The 14,556-nt window shown below is 59.8% G+C and carries 10 protein-coding genes; 2 read left to right on the plus strand and 8 right to left on the minus strand.

Annotated elements, in window-relative coordinates; translation table 11 throughout:
• Nucleotides 1-105: 105 nt before the first annotated feature.
• The 3 genes from alc to puuE form a co-directional block, all read right to left on the minus strand.
• On the minus strand, nucleotides 106-1,107 hold the full coding sequence (gene alc, locus BW992_RS14500; RefSeq protein ID WP_076406452.1) for an allantoicase: 1,002 nt from the start codon (nucleotides 1,105-1,107) through the stop codon (nucleotides 106-108).
• A gap of 69 nt (nucleotides 1,108-1,176) precedes the next feature.
• The gene (gene uraD, locus BW992_RS14505; protein ID WP_076406454.1) at nucleotides 1,177-1,692 is read right to left on the minus strand and encodes a 2-oxo-4-hydroxy-4-carboxy-5-ureidoimidazoline decarboxylase; all 516 of its coding nucleotides are present in this window, start codon (nucleotides 1,690-1,692) and stop codon (nucleotides 1,177-1,179) included.
• Nucleotides 1,689-2,630 carry an allantoinase PuuE gene (puuE, locus tag BW992_RS14510; RefSeq protein WP_072393859.1) on the minus strand — a complete coding sequence of 314 codons (942 nt, stop codon included), beginning with the start codon at nucleotides 2,628-2,630 and terminating at the stop codon, nucleotides 1,689-1,691. Before puuE ends, uraD begins: the two co-directional genes overlap by 4 nt.
• 386 nt (nucleotides 2,631-3,016) lie before the next feature.
• Here puuE and uraH point away from each other — a divergent pair, with 386 nt between their 5' ends.
• Nucleotides 3,017-3,370 (plus strand): hydroxyisourate hydrolase, encoded by a 354-nt coding sequence (gene uraH / locus BW992_RS14515; RefSeq protein ID WP_072393856.1) that lies wholly within the window; start codon nucleotides 3,017-3,019, stop codon nucleotides 3,368-3,370.
• A 97-nt stretch (nucleotides 3,371-3,467) separates the two neighbouring features.
• Here uraH and BW992_RS14520 read toward each other — a convergent pair whose 3' ends face one another.
• The 5 genes from BW992_RS14520 to BW992_RS14540 all read right to left on the minus strand — a co-directional run bounded on the left by BW992_RS14520 (nucleotide 3,468) and on the right by BW992_RS14540 (nucleotide 13,226).
• Nucleotides 3,468-4,721 (minus strand): hypothetical protein, encoded by a 1,254-nt coding sequence (locus BW992_RS14520; RefSeq protein ID WP_148049137.1) that lies wholly within the window; start codon nucleotides 4,719-4,721, stop codon nucleotides 3,468-3,470.
• Nucleotides 4,722-5,217: 496 nt separating this feature from the next.
• A complete protein-coding gene (locus tag BW992_RS14525) occupies nucleotides 5,218-8,949 on the minus strand; it encodes a calcium-binding protein (RefSeq protein WP_072431609.1) in 3,732 nt (1,243 codons plus the stop codon).
• Nucleotides 8,950-10,415: 1,466 nt separating this feature from the next.
• On the minus strand, nucleotides 10,416-11,042 hold the full coding sequence (locus BW992_RS14530; protein WP_072393850.1) for a LysE family translocator: 627 nt from the start codon (nucleotides 11,040-11,042) through the stop codon (nucleotides 10,416-10,418).
• A 64-nt stretch (nucleotides 11,043-11,106) separates the two neighbouring features.
• A complete protein-coding gene (locus BW992_RS14535; RefSeq protein ID WP_072393848.1) occupies nucleotides 11,107-12,456 on the minus strand; it encodes an NCS2 family permease in 1,350 nt (449 codons plus the stop codon).
• Nucleotides 12,457-12,788: 332 nt separating this feature from the next.
• Complete coding sequence (locus BW992_RS14540; protein ID WP_072393846.1) at nucleotides 12,789-13,226, minus strand: MarR family winged helix-turn-helix transcriptional regulator; 438 nt, start codon at nucleotides 13,224-13,226, stop codon at nucleotides 12,789-12,791.
• Between the two features lie 82 nt (nucleotides 13,227-13,308).
• Between BW992_RS14540 and BW992_RS14545 the strand changes: the two genes are divergently transcribed.
• Nucleotides 13,309-14,475, plus strand: coding sequence for an aminotransferase-like domain-containing protein (locus BW992_RS14545; protein ID WP_072393844.1), 1,167 nt, complete (start codon nucleotides 13,309-13,311; stop codon nucleotides 14,473-14,475).
• Nucleotides 14,476-14,556: the final 81 nt, after the last annotated feature.

Genomic DNA, 14,556 nt, shown 5'->3' on the forward strand with positions numbered 1-14,556 from the left:
TTGTCTTGAATTCTGTGTTGTTTGTCGTGTCGCCATCGCGAGCAAGCTCGCTCCCACAGGGGAATGCATTGCAAATGTGGGAACGGGCTTGCCCGCGATTCGGGGTCACCCTTGTTTCGATACCTTGCCCAACACCCGCAGACGACTCACACCGCCATCCGGGAAGACGTTCAGGCGGATATGGGTGATTGGCCCAAGTGCCTTGATCTGTTCGGCGAAGGTGTGTTCGGCATGCATTTCCAGTTTCTGGCTCGGCAGCAGTTCGCGCCAGAACAGCGATTGGGTTTCGATCTGGCTGTCGGTGCCGCCCTTGACGAACGCGCCCTGGATCGAGCAGCTGTCCGGGTAGTTGCCCTTGAAGTGCAGGGTGTCGACGATGACTTTCTCGACGATGCCGGCATGGCCCAGGGCGACGATGACCCAGTCGTTACCGGGGGTACGGCGGCGGGCGGTTTCCCAGCCATCGCCCATGTTCACGCCACGGCCCGGGTTGAGGATGTTGCTCATGCGGCCGAAGTGCTCGTCGGAGCAGGCCAGGGCGCGCCCGCCATTGAGGGCCGCCGCCAGATCGACCTGCTCGTTGTCGCCCATGGCCGACCAGTCGCGGTAGGGAATGCCGTGGACACGCAGGCGGGCCACGCCACCATCGGGGTAGATGTTGAAACGCAGGTGGCTGAAGGCCTGGTCGTTGGCGATCTCATGGTAGTGGTGGCTGTCGCCCTTCAATTCCACGGCCGCCAGCACTTCGGTCCACTGGGTGTTTTCGTCCGGATCGCCTTCAGCCAAGAAACAGGCTTCCAGGGAGGCCGACGGTGGATAATTGCCGGTGAAGAATGAGGTGTCGATGTCCACGCCCTTGATCGAGCCTGGCACACCCAGGCGGATCACTGCGCTGTCGTAGCCTTCGAAGCGCTTGCGGCGCGACTCCCAGCCATCCATCCACTTGCCGTTGTCGTCGAACACGCCCTCTTTCCACACGGCCGGGGTCGGCTGGAACAGACGGTTGGCGTCGGCGAACCAGTCATCGGTGACCGAGATGATCCTGGTGCCCAGGCGGGCGTCGGCCAGGTTGACGAATTTCTCGAAGGGTACGGCGTAAGCTTTCATTCTTCTTGTCTGCCTTTTGATTGATTGGCTGGGGATGCTTGCTCGGCCCTGGGTCACCAGGGCTGCTCGCTAAAGGGTCAGTAGTCGGAACAACGCGATCTTGTTGATCTCTGCCAGCGCGCATTGGAACTCGGTGTCCACCGGGTTGTGGATGCGCGTTTCGAACGCCGCGAGGATCTGATGCCGGTTGCTGCCTTTTACCGCCATGATGAAGGGAAACCTGAACTTGGCCTTGTAGGCCTCGTTCAGCTCGGTGAAGCGTTGAAACTCTTCGGCCGTGCATTGGTGGATACCGGCGTCGGCCTGTTCGTTCGTGCTGGCTTCGGTCAGTTGGCCCTGGACGGCTGCTTTACCGGCCAGGTCCGGGTGAGCGTTGATCAGCGCCAGTTGGCTGGCGTGATCGGCGCTTAGAAGGATGTCGCTCATGCGCTGGTGCAGGGTCTCGATCTCGTCGATCGAGGGATCCTGGCCCAGGTCGAAGGCTTTTTCGGCCACCCACGGCGAATGTTCGTAGATGTCGGCAAAGGCCCTGACGAAGGCTTCACGGCCCATGGTGGAAGGCTTGAGGGTCTGGAAGACGGTCATTTCGACGCTCCTGGTTTCCAAGCCCCTTGATACGGGTGGGTCTGCTGCCAGTGACGGGCGATGTCGACACGACGGCTGAACCAGACGCGTTCATGGCCCTTGACGTATTCGAGGAAGCGCTTGAGGGAGGCCAGGCGAGCAGGGCGGCCGATCAGCCGGCAATGCAACCCGATGGAGAGCATTTTCGGCGCCTCGGCCCCTTCGGCGTACAACACGTCGAAAGCGTCCTTGAGGTACTGGAAGAAATCGTCACCCTTGTTGAAGCCCTGCACCTGGGTGAAACGCATGTCGTTGGTGTCCAGGGTGTACGGGATCACCAGGTGCGGCTTGCCAGTGGGCGTGTTGGGTTCCCAATAAGGCAGGTCGTCGTCGTAGGTGTCGCTGTCATAGAGAAAGCCGCCTTCCTCCATCACCAGCCGACGGGTGTTCGGGCCGGTGCGGCCGGTATACCAGCCCAGCGGGCGATCGCCGGTGATCTCGGTGAGGATGCGGATCGCTTCGAGCATGTGCTCGCGCTCCTGGGCCTCGTCCATGTACTGGTAGTCGATCCAGCGGTAGCCGTGGCTGCAGATTTCATGGCCGGCGGCGACCATGGCACGGATTACATCCGGATGCCGCTGGGCGGCCATGGCCACGGCGAAGATCGTCAGCGGGATGTCGAATTCCTTGAACAGCTTGAGAATCCGCCAGACCCCGGCGCGGCTGCCATACTCGTACAGCGACTCCATGCTCATGTTGCGTTCGCCCTGCAACGGTTGCGCCGCGACCATTTCCGAGAGGAACGCTTCGGACTCCTTGTCACCGTGCAGGATGTTGCGCTCGCCGCCTTCTTCATAATTGAGCACGAAGGACAGGGCGATACGGGCATCGCCCGGCCAGTGGGGATGGGGAGGGTTACTGCCGTAACCGATCAGGTCGCGTGGGTAGTCAGCGCTCACTGCAGTCTTCCTTCTTGTTCGAACCATGTAGGTGGCGCCCGGGCAATGCATCTCAGGCTGGCGTCACGACGATGAAGTGATTGTATACAACTTTATGCGCGCTTTGTAAGCCTGATTTTTCGCATTTTTCATCGTCGGCACAGCTTGGTCTACGCTGCAAGAAACCTGCCCAGTCGGTCAGTCAGGTGAGGCGAAGTCATTGTATCCATTGCATTGGCTGCAGATTGAGCCATAGCGTGGCTTGGAGGGCGGGTGAAGCAAGAGTGTGATTTTTATTGTGTACAATTTCCATTTAAAGTGTCTTAATTCGCACATTGTCGTAGCGTTTCGTGCTCCGAAACGGTGCGGTCAGTCCTTATCAACCTATCAGGAGGCGCGCGCAATCAATGGGACGCTTGACTACTCACGTTTTGGATGCGGCACATGGTTGCCCGGGCAGCTCGATCAGGATCGAGCTGTACCGAGTGGAAGGTTCGCAATTGCACCTGGTCGCCAGCGCGTTGACCAACAGCGATGGCCGTTGCGATGCGCCGTTGTTGCAGGGGGATGACTACCGTTCCGGGGTCTACCAGATCCAATTCCATGCCGGCGATTACTACCGCGCCCGTGGCGTCCAGCTGTCCGAGCCGGCGTTCCTGGATGTGGTGGTGCTGCGCTTCGGCATCTGCGCCGAGCAGGATCATTACCACGTCCCCCTGCTGATTTCGCCCTACGCCTATTCAACCTATCGAGGCAGCTGATCCCCCAAGCAGCTGCCTTACCCTGGAAGCGACTGCCCATAAAGCTTCTTTGGTTTTTCGCCCGCTCACACTGCGGGCTTTTTTTTGAGTGGCGCCTCTACAGCCGCGCATTGTCGTCCCGGATGATGAAGACCGTATCGGCAATGCCTGGGCGGATTTCGGACCCCCCCTTGAGCCAGATGATCTTGTTGGCACTTTGGGCGTCCCTGACGACTTTCGCGGCAGCCTCGCCCACCTGGTTTTCCAGGAGGACACCGGCTGTGTTCGGGTCCGTATACGATGGCAGGGAGATCTTCGGGATCCTGGTGCGATGCAGGCTCATGTAAAAGACGTGGTCATGACCTGTTCGTTGGAATACCAGTGCCGGGAAGCTACTGAAAGAGCTGGGCTCCATCACCGTATAGCCATTACGGGTCAGGAGGCCGGCCATGAAGCGCTTGAAATCCACTGGCGAGTAGGTGGTGAGGAAGTACAGCCATTGTTGCTGGAACCGCAGGGGATCGAAGTCCAGCCGTTCCAGCGTTCCGGTCGCGGAGGGGATGGGCAGCGCTATGGCGCGGGCAGTGCCCCTGGACGATGAGGAGGTCGGGAGAATCGGAAGCATCAGTAATGGATCGGTCCATTGCGGGTGCGGCGATGGCGTCGCGTTTTTCCAACTGTGGAAAATCTGTCGGAGCGCGGTCAAGCCCGCGCCGTCGGCGAACGATGAGTCATTGGCGAGCTCAAACTGCCTTCTCGCGATGTTTTCCAGGGTGACGGTGGTGACCTCTGGAAAGACCTCCCTGACATAGGCCGTCAGGGGCTTCTCGAAAGGGAGCCTGGGGTCGATTTCCCAGTGATTGCCCGGGGGGATGCGTACCGCGCTTCGGGGTTGTTCGTCAGGCGTATGTCGGAGAATGGCTTCGAGCAAGTCAAAATCGTAGGCGGGATGGGTAGGCGACTGGACATAGGTGATCGGATACTCACGGGCGGCGGTGCTTGACACTACCTTGTAGTGAATGTCGCCCAGGGTGATGAATTCCGACGTCGAGAACCGCGGGTCGAACCCCCAGTTCTTGGTGAATGCCGGCTCGCCCTGGGTCACCGCCTCGCTTTGAGACGCTGTCGTGCGTGGACGCTTGGGCGCGACCGCTTCCGACGATTCCTCCACCGTTGGCCTGTCGAGTGCAGGAACAGGATCGGGATCACTGCCGTGCGTCACCTCGCCATGGGGGAGCCGACGCCATAGGTGGCTGCCTTCCACTTGTTCCAGGCGGGGGCCGGAGGCGATGAGTTCGGTGCTGGAACGAGCGCGGTAATTCTGCTGGGAATCGCGTCCGAGCAACACCGTTCCCCCTTCCGAAAGCTCCACGTAAGTGCGTGTCCTGAACGTGCGGATGCCAGAGGTTGCGTCTGGCTCCGATAGCATGGGGACCAGCTCGGGAGAGAGGTAACAATCGTCCAGTGACACCGGGACAGACGCGGCGCGGGTGCCTGCCCGGGATGCGATTTCGGCTATCTGGACGGCCGGAGGCAGGGCTTCAGGGGCTTGGGTTTGTCGTCCGGGGGACGAGGGGGGCTGGTCGATTCCTTCTCCTGGCTGGGGATTCCTGGGCAGCGCCTGCGGTGTCGTATCGCGACCGGCATGGGGTGTATCAGGGGACGACTTGGGGCTATTGAGCCGGGTGTTTCGTCTTGGACTCATTGCATTCCGCTCTTGGGTTTGAAAGTACCGATATTCATGAAGCCAGGCCTGTCGTAGCTTGCAGACCGACAGGCCAGGTGCTTTCAAGATGCTCGCGGAAAACCGGCAGGCGGGTGCACTACATATGTATGGGACCGTTGAAAAAGGAACTTTCCAAGCCACGTCAAGGCAACGGACACCGGGACTTGGCTTCACCCAGAGAAAGAAGCCAATTGAGTTGGGAAAGCCTGATGCCGAAGACTGCACTCAGTACCAGCACTTGCGCGAACCTCACCGAATTTCCCAATGTGAAGCCCTCCATCATCTCCACGCATTTTTCCCGTAGCAGACGCAGTGCATCGTCTCCCACGGGGGGCGTCTGAGCGAGGCCCTCGCGAGCCAGGCTGCGATAGGTCTTGAGGGCGTGATCGCAGAGCTCCGTTCTTTTGAGTTGCGCCGCCCCGATGATCCGGGACCTGTCGCTGTCGAGCGTCCACCTGCGGGTCTTGAGGTTATAGCTCAGGTTCCCGGCAGCCCCGTCCCTGACGGCGACGTGCAGCACCTTCAGCGCTTCGTGCTTCAGGTTGGCCAGTTCCCCGGGCAATGCTCCGTCGGGGTCGCTGGGAGGTGTGAAATACCGGCCATCGAGTGCTTCCACGTACACCCGTTCAAACAGACTATCGACAGCATGGACGACACCCTGTGCCGTGATGACGCGTATCTGGTCGAGCAGGTCGTCAGCGTCATGGACGGGAAGGTGGATGGTGATTGTGCCGATACGCAGCAGATTGGAGGACAGCCTTATCTCGACTGCGCCCAGGTGCGTGGCGTCGAGTTCCCAGGTGGAGGCATGGGGCAGTCGAGGATTGGCACTGACCAATGCGCCCGGCGTGGACAGGCGTAGGGTCATGTTCGGGCTGAGGTGCACAAGGTAGGTGGCGCCTTCGCCAATCAGGACTTCGATGCCGGTCTGTTCAGTGGGGGCTGTCAACAGGGCGCAAGTTGCCCAACTGCGCATGTAATGAGGTGTGTTATCCAGTGGGCGGAGGTAGGTGTATTTCCTGTTTGTGAGCGGGGCCGGCATTGGGACTTGCGCAGTCCATGCCACCGGATCCTTGCCGACGAAGGTTTCGTCCAGCAACAGGCCATAGTCGGGTGAAGGTTGGACCAGGCGGTAGCATACGTCGTCATTCAGGATGAGGATGACCGTATGGTGGGACGCCAGGGCGGAAAATGCGCGGCGGCCCGTCACCGCGCTTTGCGCGCTGTAGCGTTCGTCGGAACTCGCCAGGTTTTTCAAGGCCACCTGGCGGGTGCCAAAGTGGAGCGTCAGGCCGCATTCGCCATACCGTGCCACCTCCAGTTCATCCTGCCCGGTGGCCTGGGCCTGGTAGTGAGCCTCGATGCGCGTCAGCTCGGGACTGCGATAGTCCAGGTGAAGGGTGGTGCAGAAGGCGCTTTTTTGTTTGAACCTCAGTGTCGTGAGCTCATTAAGCCGCGAAACATGATAGTTCGTGTCTTTGTCATGGGCGACCTGCTGTTCGCTTCGATCGTTCAGGATGGACGGATGTCGCGGTGTGCCTTGCTGCACCACGACGACTTCAATATCGAGAGGATGGTCGTGCTCGATCATATCGGGCAGGTCGGGTATCAGATGGTAGCCGTCCCGGGTGATGAACATCAGCCGATCATTTTGCAGGGCCTTCGGATAATGGCTGTCGGTATAGACATTCCTGACGATCACTTTGCGACGCTCCCGGTCATCTGCATCGAAGCCCGACGTGATGACCAGGTGGCCTTCTTCGACAGTCCAGCTTTCAATCAGGTCGGCACGCCAGTCCAGGGCGATGACACTGTTGTCCGCACCGTCTTCGGTGATGGTGACGCAGCCTGGCTTATGAGCGATGGCATAGACATCGCTGCCAGGCCCTCCGTCGGCGTTGCGGTTGTTTCCAGTGAGAATGAAGATCCGGTCATCTCCCGGGCCGGCCTCTAGGGTGTCATTGCCCCGGGATTTGATGATGTTCGCGCTGGACGTGCCCTTGATGATGTTGGCTCCGCCCTCGGGGATCTCCACGTTTTCGATGCCTTCAAGGGCCGCATGGCGATAATGTCTGCTCCCTGTGCCATGACCTTCCTGGACGATGGTGGATACTTGCCCGGCGTCCAGGTCGACCTGGTAACCCAGCCGCGGCGCTTGGCTATTGCCGGTACGGCCCGATAGGACGAGGGTGTCGTTACCCTGGCCGCCTTCGAGACGATTCGTCGAAAGTGCCTGCTGCCCTCCGGGGGCCTGTGTCGAGCCTTCGAAAATGAAAACGTCATCCCTGGAACCACCGGTCAGTTTTTTTACGCCGCCTGCGTAGTGAAAGACATTCGGCTTGTCTGCGACGCCGACAACGGTGTCGTTGCCACCGCCGAGGTACCACTGGATGGCTTTATCTTCTCCGGACGTTTCGATGACTGCACCGGGCGTCTCGGCGGTGACGCCTTTGCTTGCGTCTATGCGATCGTCGTTGTCCATGATCCGGGGGCGTACTGTCGTCGCCTGGTACCTTTCACCGGTCCACCAATTCCAGGTGTTGTAAGTCACCGGTTCGAGTTCCACGGTGAACGTGCCGTTCACGATGGCCTCGGTGCTGTCTTTCAACGGGCCCTTGAGGAGGGCCAGGGCATCGGCTTGCAGGCGCTTGGTATGCTCGGCGGTCGCCTTGGCCACGAGATAGCGGTCCTGGATATCCTGATCGGCATCGATCGTCCAGAAGGCGAACCAACCTGTGCGCAGGCGCTCGTTGACGGTGAGGGTGATGTAGTCGTCGATCTCATCGACTTGCCGAATCGCCCCCCAGACCTGTGATCCAACCAGCAAAATCAGGCCCGCTGCCAGGCCCACGGGACCGGCTGAACCAAACCCCGCCAACGCCGCCATGCCGATGGTCAGGGTCATGGCGGCGCTGGTGACGCTCAGGGCGGCGCTGACGTAATGGTCGGTGGCCTCTTTGCCAGTGGTGTTGCCCGCGGCCTTGAAGGCATCGATGGCGGCGACGATGTCGAAGGGCAGGGTCAGCACGCTGGCAATCAGGCTGCTTCCACGGGCCAGCCGCGTGGCGAATGTCGTTTTGGAGAAATCCCCGAGGGAGCGCTGGCCGGCCTTGATCATTTGCGTGGCTTGCCTGGTCACGGCCGCCTCGACGCCGATCGACGTGACCTCGGCGGCCACGCTGCTGCCATTGAACACGGCCTGGTAGGCGTCCTTGTTGCGGATGGCGTCCTGCAGGCCCCGCAGGCCGCTATAGATTCCGAAAGCCTGGAGCCCAAGCCCTGTAGGGATGAGGACATTGCTCTTGGTTGTGCTGGCCCAACTGAATGCTTTGTGAGCTGGCCTCTGGATATCGAGCTTTTGGGCACTTGCCAGGAGCCTTTCGAGGGGACCTCGATAACGGGCGGGTGTAGCGGTGGATTCAGGTTTTTCCCTCAGCATTGAAGGTGCGGAGGACGAGCGCTGGCTCGCCATTTCAAACAGCAACGTCGACAGCCGATAGTCATCCGCATCGGCGGACAGTTTCAGACGGGTTTCGATATCAGGCGCGCTGAATTGCAAAGAGTCCACGAAGAAACGATTGGCAATGCGGAAGAACGTATTGTCCCCGTTCAGAGGCTGCCCATCAGTCGTTGCTCCCAGTGCATCGAGGGCTGAGCGGGTCACCGTTACGGAACCGATGTGCAGCGGACCATAAAGCCTATCGACGACTTCAAGTTGAGCCCGCCTGTGCAGGTGGGCCGACAAGAGCGCTACGTTATCCACAGCGTTGAAGTGGAGTGTCTCGACGGTGTGTTCGTTAACGGGAAAGCCCAGGTCCGAAATGACGACGGTAGGCTTGTCGGGAGCGGAGCTGGGCTGGAGAGCCTTGGCCATGGTGAACGTCCTTGTTCAGTGATGATAGCTACCCACCTATGAAAGGCGTTCGCCAGAGAGGTGTACATCGACTGGTTGTTGCTAGGTTTTGCAAACGCTTCAGGTGGAAAAAGAGAGTCGCCAGAGGATTTGAATATTTTCGAATCGCCTCTCATGCCCCAGTTATGTTGGGAGCTGTATTTTTATGAATATTAATCGGCAAGTGCAGTAGCAAAATGTTATAGGTGACTGTAATACCTGACAGTGCCGAGTTCTGTTTGTGTGTATTAGATTTTAGGTGTGGGCTGAATAAGGGCTTTTATTGTGTAAGTTGCTGTCAGCTTAATTCTTGTCGATCAGTCTGGTTATAGTGCTGGATTGAAGGGAGTGTATGTCATGTCTAATGCGCGTGTTGCGGCGTTGAAGGTCGTGGGTCTACTGCTAACTGGTTTTGCGCTATCTGTCGGTGCTACAACTGAAACTTTTACTCAAAGTGGGAGTTTCAATGTTCCCTACGATGTGACGCGTATCAAGTTCACTGTTATAGGCGCAGGTGGTGGCGGTGGTGGCGGTGGAGGAGCTTATGATGGTTATGTGCTCAACGGACGTGGAGCAGGCGGCGGAGGCGGTGGAGGTGGCGCCAATTTGGAGTGTGATTCCTCCGTTCCGGCAGGTGGGCAATTGACAATCGAAATCGGTACCGGGGGGGCGGGAGGAAGCGCTGGCGCTCTGAGTCAGGGCGGCGGATCAGGAGGCAACGGAGAAACCACTAACGTCAATTTTCCGTACGGAGGTGGAGTATGGGCCGGAGGAGGGGCCGGTGGAGGTGGTGGCAGTGCCGGGGGCGTGCCCAGCAATACCCCTGGCAGCGCTGGGTATGGGGCGGATCAACCGAGGGTTACAGGCTGTGTTAATGGCAAGGTAGGATTTCAGGGGAAACCTGGAGGGTCCCAAGGGGGGAGCGAAACCGGTGGTGCAGGCGGGGCGGCCGGAGCGACGATTCCTTCTTCTTGCGGCAATGCTGGTATGGGCGGTTCGGGGGGAACTGGAGGTACTATCAATACGAGCAGCCAAACGGGGCATGGTGGACTTGCGGGCAATAAAGGCTCGGATGGTTGTGTGGTCCTCGAATATTGAATTTCTGGTGCTGTTGACTACCTGGTGTTGTGTGTTAACAAATACCATCCCGTTTTGACTATGGCTGTTGCCGTCATGCTGGGTCTAAGCCTCTCGTTATAATGAGTCACGACCCGTCGTGACACCTTGCCTGGCGGCAATCGCTATTTTTAGGAAAGACACTTTATTTACAGGGGTCGGGCGTTGGAATGAAACTTTAGTTAATGTGAAGAGGGTATTCATTAAGGCGTAAACCAAAGCGAGTACCCGTCGATTGTTTGGTGATAAGACGCCCACCGCGTGAGGTTCTCAGAAATATCCTGTTAACGATGGAGGAACAGTGTGCGAGCCCGCTAGGATGCTTTTACTGTTTAACGGCTCAACAACGAAGCCGTCCCTGCACCACCAAACAACCCGGCACTGATGCGATTGAACCAGCTCTGGCCCTTGCCCGTTCGCAAGTACCTCGCCGCACCGTGGGCGCCGAGGCCGTAGGCCAGCTTGCAGAGCAGGTCCAGGAGGGTCCAGGTGACGATCATCACCAGCAGTTGCGGCAGGAACGGTTGTTCGGCGCTGAGGAATTGTGGCAGGAATGCGGCGAAGAACAGGATGTCCTTGGGGTTGCTGGCGCCCAGTACGAACGCTCGGCCGAACAGCGCGCGGAAACGCGGAACGGCAGCAGCCTGGGGAACCTCGGCCCCTTGGGACGGCTGGCGCGATTGCTGCCAGCTCTGCCAGGCCAGGTAGAACAGGTACAGTGCGCCGACGATTTTCAAGGCACTGAACAGTTGTTCCGAAGCCAGCAACAACGCACCGAGTCCCAGCGCCGATGCGCTCAACAGACAGATAGAGGCACTCACCCCGCCCAGGAAGGCGGGGTACGAGCGACGCAGGCCATAGTTCAGGCTGTTGCCGATCATCAACAGCGACAGCGGGCCCGGAATGAGGATCACCACCAGGGCGGCACCGCTGAACAACAGCCAGGTTTCCAGATTCATTGCTTTGCTCCTGATATACAAAAGCCCCACCCGAAGGGGTGAGGCGGGTGGATCGATGTATCGCCTACAGGAAAATGAACTTGGCGATGAAAATCGCGCAGAGCGCCCACAGGCTGACTGAAATGTCCTTGTGTTTACCGGTGCAGGCCTTGAGCACCACATAGGTGATGAAACCCAACGCGATGCCGTCGGCGACCGAAAAGGTCAGGGGCATCATGATGGCGGTCACGATGGCCGGGATGCTGTCGGTCGGTTCGTCCCATTCGATATGGGCCATACCGCCCATCATCAGCATGGCGACATAGATCAACGCTCCGGCGGTGGCGTAGGCAGGAATCATCCCGGCCAGCGGCGCGAAGAACATCGCGGCAATAAATAGCACGCCGACGGTCACCGCGGTAAGCCCCGTCCGGCCACCGGCCGCCACGCCGGCGGCGCTTTCCACGTAGCTGGTCACCGGCGGCACGCCGACCATGGCGCCAAATACACTGGAAGCGCTATCGGCCTTCAGGGCGCGGGACAGGTTCTCGATCCGGCCATCGGCCTTCACCAGGCCGGCGCGTTGGGCGACGCCCATCAAGGTGCCGGCAGTGTCGAACATGTGCACAAACAGGAAGGCCAGCACCACGCTGATCATACTGACGTTGAACACGCCGGCCACGTCCATTGCCATCCAGGTCGGCGCCAGGCTCGGCGGTGTCGACATGACCCCGTTGTACTGCACCAGCCCCAGGCCCCAGCCGGCCAGGGTCACGGCGATGATGCTGATCAGGATCGCGCCGAACACGCGGTGGTAGCTGAGCACGGCGATCATCAGGAAGCACACCGCGGCCAACAACGGACCGGGTTCACGCAACGAGCCGAGCTTGATCAGGGTGGCGGGGCTGTCCACCACGATCCCGGCGGTCTTCAGGCCGATCAGTCCCAGGAACAACCCCACCCCCGCACCCATGGCGAACCGCAGGCTCACTGGAATGCTGTTGAGCAGCCATTCCCGGATGCGTGACAACGTCAGCACCATGAACAGCACACCGGAAATGAACACCGCGCCCAAGGCGGTTTCCCAGTTGTAGCCCATGGTGCCGACCACGGTGTAGGTGAAGAACGCGTTCAAGCCCATGCCCGGGGCCAGGCCCACCGGCCAGTTGGCGTAGAGGCCCATCAGCAGGCATCCCAGGGCGGCGGCGATGCAGGTGGCGACGAAGGCCGCGCCATGGTCGATCCCGGCATCGGCCATGATGTTGGGATTGACGAAGATGATATAGGCCATGGTGATGAAGGTGGTCAGGCCGGCAATCAACTCGGTCTTGACCGTGGTGCCATGCAAGCTGAGTTTGAAGAGGCGGTCCAGCCAGCCACTGCGTAGGGGCGGCGAAAGGTCTAGCGTCCGGGCGTCGGGTTTGCGGCTTTCCACAGCGAGTACTCCTCAAGAGTTTTATTTTTATTTCCAGCTCCGCAGGCCCTGGGGGGTGGTTGCGCAGCGTTGAGGCAGGTAAGGCTGGCGACGTTTGTTGACCTGTTGGTCAGGAACTCGCACGAGGCGAATTATGCTTTTGTATACAAATAAAGCAAATAATGTTTTCTATGTTGTCGACGAAAAATCGGACGATAGGGATATATCGCTGGATAAATAGTAAGCCCGCCCCGCGAGGAGAGATGGATGTGACGAGAGGCTTGCATGCGCCGCCAAACCTTGTGGTAGCGGTCTTCGTGCGAAGGCATTGACGCAGGCGATGGGAATTTGCCTCAGTCGCCAGACTTGCCCAACGCCATATTCACCGCCAACCACCCGTCCACCGCCGCCTCCCCAGCCTCGGCAAACACCCGCTCCAGCAGTTTCACCTGTTCACGCCGCAACGCCTGTTCGAACCGCTCACCTTCGGCGGTCAGCTCCAGCAGCCGCTTACGCTTGTCGGTCTGCGAGGCGACGCTGTTCACCAGGTGCATCTCCATCAACTGCCGCAATGGCATGTTCAGGGCCTGTTTGCTCACCCCAAGCAATCCCAGCAGTTCTTTCACGCTCAGTGTCGGGTAGCGGGCGATGAAAAAGACGATCCGCTGATGCACCCGGCTCAAGCCACGTCGTTCGAGCATCTCGTCAGCCTTGGCGGTGAACGCCTGGTAGCCGAAGAAGAACGCTTCCATGGCCATTTGCTGGGAAGTCGGGTTTTTAAGGTCAAGCATATTGACGTATCCAGAAAGGTCGGGGTAATTTCGGTCAAGCAGTTTGACTTATTTCCCTAATACCTCGCTACAGGGTGATCCCATGGCTTTTTCCGAACGTGTCTCGCGCCTCAAAAGTTCGTTGATCCGAGAAATCCTCGCCGCGGCCCAGCGCCCTGAAGTGATGTCGTTCGCCGGTGGCCTGCCGGCCGAAGCCATGTTGCCGAAGGTGGAGTGGGAGGCCATGCCGTCGGCCATGGGTCAATATGGCATGAGCGAAGGGGAGCCGGCCCTGCGTGAGGCCCTGGCGGCCCAGGCGCGGTCGTTGGGCCTGGCCTGTGAAGCGAGTCAGGTGCTGGTGGTCAGCGGTTCCCAGCAGACCCTCGACCTGGCGGCGAAACTGCACATCGATGTCGGTACCGAAGTCATGCTGGAGGCGCCGACCTACCTGGCGGCGTTGCAGATCTTCCAGTTGTTCGGCGCCGATTGCATCACCGTACCGTTGCAGGCCGATGGTCCGGACCTGCAGCAGTTGCGGGCACGGCTGGAGCGGCATCGACCGGCATTCATCTACCTGATTCCCACTTTCCAGAACCCTTCGGCGGTGCGCTACAGCGAGGCCAAGCGCGATGCGGTGGCGGCGCTCCTGGATGAATTCGGCGTGACCTTGATCGAAGACGAACCCTACCGCGAACTGACGTTCGACGGTGCTAGCGCCACGCCGATTGTCAGTCGCCTGAAAAAGGCCAGCTGGATCTACACCGGCACGGTGTCGAAGACCCTGCTTCCCGGGCTGCGGGTGGGCTACCTGATCGCCAGCCCGGACCTGTTCCCGCATCTGCTGCGGCTCAAGCAGTCGGCGGACCTGCACACCAATCGCATCGGACAATGGCAGGCCTTGCAGTGGATCGGCAGCGAGAAGTACCAGCGGCATCTTGGCGTGTTGAGGGATTTCTACCGGGATCGTCGCGACCGTTTCGAAGCGGGCCTGCAAAAACACTTTGGCGACATCGCGGATTGGAACATGCCCCAGGGCGGGCTGTTTTTCTGGCTGACCCTGAGGCAGCCCCTCGACACCCGCACCTTGCTCGCCGCCGCGCTGGCGGCCGACGTCGCGTTCATGCCGGGGGAGCCGTTCTTTCCCGAGCCGGACAAGCACCCGGGACACTTGCGCTTGAACTTCAGCCACATCGACCCGACCCGCCTGGATGAAGGGCTCAAGCGGCTGGCGGGGGTGGTGCGGCAGGCTCTGGCGGCAAAGGCGGCCTGAGGTGGGAGCATTTGCGCTGATCTTGCTGGCCACTTCGCAGGCAAACCCCACATAGGTGCATGGGGCTCTGTGGGAGCGGGT

The organism is Pseudomonas sp. 7SR1 (assembly GCF_900156465.1).
Lineage (GTDB): Bacteria > Pseudomonadota > Gammaproteobacteria > Pseudomonadales > Pseudomonadaceae > Aquipseudomonas.

Coding starts and splice junctions, on each gene's coding strand:
- BW992_RS14530 (WP_072393850.1), bottom strand. CDS start 11,042: ATGAATCTGGAAACCTGGCTGTTGTTCAGCGGTGCCGCCCTGGTGGTG.
- BW992_RS14540 (WP_072393846.1), bottom strand. CDS start 13,226: ATGCTTGACCTTAAAAACCCGACTTCCCAGCAAATGGCCATGGAAGCG.
- BW992_RS14545 (WP_072393844.1), top strand. CDS start 13,309: ATGGCTTTTTCCGAACGTGTCTCGCGCCTCAAAAGTTCGTTGATCCGA.
- uraH (WP_072393856.1), top strand. CDS start 3,017: ATGGGACGCTTGACTACTCACGTTTTGGATGCGGCACATGGTTGCCCG.
- alc (WP_076406452.1), bottom strand. CDS start 1,107: ATGAAAGCTTACGCCGTACCCTTCGAGAAATTCGTCAACCTGGCCGAC.
- uraD (WP_076406454.1), bottom strand. CDS start 1,692: ATGACCGTCTTCCAGACCCTCAAGCCTTCCACCATGGGCCGTGAAGCC.
- BW992_RS14525 (WP_072431609.1), bottom strand. CDS start 8,949: ATGGCCAAGGCTCTCCAGCCCAGCTCCGCTCCCGACAAGCCTACCGTC.